The organism is Cytobacillus firmus DS1 (assembly GCF_000565285.1).
Classification (GTDB): domain Bacteria; phylum Bacillota; class Bacilli; order Bacillales; family Cytobacillaceae; genus Cytobacillus; species Cytobacillus firmus_A.
In genome coordinates, this window is record NZ_APVL01000055.1 from 1 (window position 1) to 2,481 (window position 2,481).

The window sequence follows — 2,481 nt, forward strand, 5'->3', positions numbered from 1 at the left end:
TTGTAACTGCTAGACTAAAGTGAACAGTTTTTGCTCGATAGAAATGAACACTTTTTCACCCATTATCACCTCAGTTAGGCTATGATGATATTTTCAACTTAGTGCTAGCTGGAGGAATCGAAAGGTGGAAAAACTAGTTTTGTATATCGAAGTAAATCAACTAAGGAGAAGAGGTTTTAAAATAGCAGCTATCTCCAAGAAATTAGGAATATCAAGAAACACCGTTTATAAATATTTGGAGATGTCATTCGATGAAGCAACAGATTGGGTCTCCACATTGAATACAAGAAGCAAAAAGCTGGATCCCTATCGGGATATCATCCTTACGTGGCTAAAGGAACATCCGGATCTTTCCTCAGCTCAAATTGAAGATTGGCTGAAGGAAAAGAACCCAGCCATCGCAGTTGGAAGCAGCACACTAAGAAGTTATGTCAGTGACTTGAGAGATACCTACCATATCCCGAAAGTGATTCGTATCCGTGATCATGAAGCAGTAGAAGAACTTCCAATGGGGATCCAAGTTCAGGTGGACTGGGGAGAAATGAAAGTTAAAAATACGGAGAACAAAGAAGTAAAACTGTATTTTATTTCATTTGTTCTATCGCATTCCAGATACAAATATGTAGAATGGCAAGATAGACCCTTCACCACAAGAGACACAATCCGTTGTCATGAAAATGCATTTCAGTACTTTGGAGGAATGCCGGAAGAAATGGTTTACGACCAAGACCATTTGATTACAGTAAGTGAAAATGCCGGGGATATCATTCTTACTGGAGATTTTCAGGCGTATAAGCAGGAACGTGGTTTTAGGATTTATCTATGCCGGAAATCAGATCCCCAAAGCAAAGGAAAGATTGAAAATGTCGTCAAGTTCATCAAAGGGAACTTTGCCAAAAGCCGAACCTTCTTCAACTTGGAGAGCTGGAATGAAAAGTGCCTTGCCTGGCTTGAAAGAACAGGCAACCAAAACGTACATAATACGACAAAAAAGAGACCGGCAGAAGTGCACGCCCTGGAAAAGCAACACTTAAGACCAGTCTCATCTCTGCTCTCTTTTGAGAGCAACCTAAATACCAGTATAACAAGGACTGTACATAAGGACAATGTAATTAAATACAAATCAAACCGATACTCCCTACCGCTCGGAACCTTCCGGCCAAAGGGCGACAATACAGTTTATATTGAAGTAAAAGAAAATGAGCTGATTATCAAGGCCACTCCGCAAGGAGACATCCTTGCCCGTCATCGATTATGTGTAGGAAAAGGGGAATTGATTAAGAACAGGAACCACGGAAGAGATCGGTCCAAAGGAATTGAAGCTTACAAGGAAACCGTTATACGGCAATTATCAAATCCTGATCAAGCAAAACAATTCATCCAAGAGATTAGTTACCGATATCCAAGATATATGAGGGACCAGCTCCAAATCATTCAACATACGATTAACCAATATAGGCATGTCATAGATGTAGCCCTTGCCCAATGCGTTAAAGAACATCTTTGGAGTGCAAATGATCTTCGTGATGTCGCTCAGCACCTTCACCGATTAACGGAAAATGAACCATTCCCTCCCCCTTCATTTCAGGAAATGAAGAAGACTTCCCCCGCAGTAAAAGCCACTGCACAATCAAGGGATCTGGCAACGTATGTAGAGATTATGGGAGGACCTAAATAATGAAAGGATCGGTACAGCAGCTTCAGGAACACTATCGCCATCTTCGGATGGCGGAAACAGCAAATGAATTGCCCGCATTGCTTCGAAATGCAGAAAAACAATCGTGGACTTATCTTGAATTTTTAGAAGCAACACTATCATTTGAACTGAAGCGCCGCGAGGAGAAAAACAGGGAAAAGAGGCTGAAAAAGGCCAAGTTTCCTTATTATAAAACGCTTGATGAATTTAAGATTGCCGAACAGCAATCGCTCAGCACTCGTCAATTAGAGCAGCTTAAAGAGCTGACTTGGCTTGAGCAGCAATACAATATGATCCTTCTGGGCCCACCGGGGGTGGGGAAAACCCATATTGCGATTGGGCTAGGGCTGGAAGCCATTCAAAACGGATATAAAGTCTCCTTTTACACAATGGGAGAGCTAATTAATATCCTTAAGACCCAGGAGTATCTCCGTAAATCCCAGCTTCAGCTCAAGGCTATAAAAGAAGCAGACCTTATCATCATAGATGACTTAATGTATATGGCTATGGATCAACGAGAAGCCAACTTATTCTTTCATCTTATCAACGACTTGTATGAACGAAGTTCAATCATCCTTACATCGAACAAAGGACCTGAACAATGGGGAGAATTGATGGGAGACAAGGGAATAACAACGGCCATATTAGACCGGCTGCTTCATAAAGTTGAAGTCATTCATTTAAACGGAGAAAGTTATCGAATTAAAAATCGGAGAACAATTTTTGAAGCAAAAAGTGTTCAAACTTAATGAGCAAAAAGTGTTCAAAACTACTTGACGGTTACA

Annotated in this window: 2 protein-coding genes; both read left to right on the forward strand. The window is 41.0% G+C overall.

The window, feature by feature from the left end:
• The first annotated feature begins 124 nt into the window (after window positions 1–124).
• The gene (gene istA / locus PBF_RS24610) at window positions 125–1,678 is read left to right on the forward strand and encodes an IS21 family transposase (RefSeq protein ID WP_035333647.1); all 1,554 of its coding nucleotides are present in this window, start codon (window positions 125–127) and stop codon (window positions 1,676–1,678) included.
• Entirely contained in the window at window positions 1,678–2,445 is a 768-nt protein-coding gene (gene istB, locus PBF_RS24615) for an IS21-like element helper ATPase IstB (protein ID WP_035333648.1), read from the forward strand. Before istA ends, istB begins: the two co-directional genes overlap by 1 nt.
• Window positions 2,446–2,481 lie beyond the last annotated feature (36 nt).

Bases quoted from the DNA above. Each gene is read 5' to 3' on its own strand.
- istB (WP_035333648.1), top strand. From the start codon at position 1,678: ATGAAAGGATCGGTACAGCAGCTTCAGGAACACTATCGCCATCTTCGG.